Source organism: Vibrio marinisediminis, assembly GCF_014050145.1.
Taxonomy (GTDB): Bacteria; Pseudomonadota; Gammaproteobacteria; order Enterobacterales; family Vibrionaceae; genus Vibrio; species Vibrio marinisediminis.
In genome coordinates, this window is record NZ_JACFYF010000325.1 from 1 (window position 1) to 244 (window position 244).

Genomic DNA, 244 nt, shown 5'->3' on the forward strand with positions numbered 1-244 from the left:
TGACAGAACAGTTAGCAGAATTTAAAAAAATGCTCCATGATACTAAGGTTGCTAACAAGAGCATAGAACTGCAGTTGAATCAAGCAAAACAGCAAATATCTAAACAAATAACAGAAGAATGTCAAGCAGTTCAACTGAGGAGTGGGAAAACACTGAATGCCACTGCTCAAAAGAGCAAGAAGTCAATTAAGGAACAGTTGACAGAGGATGACCAAGCCACTGTTCAAAATCCCTCTGAGGACAG

Annotated in this window: 1 protein-coding gene; it reads left to right on the forward strand. The window is 39.3% G+C overall.

The window, feature by feature from the left end; all coding sequences use genetic code 11:
• Positions 1-244 (forward strand): hypothetical protein (locus H2O73_RS21975; protein ID WP_220457782.1); only part of this gene is annotated, 244 nt, incomplete at both ends.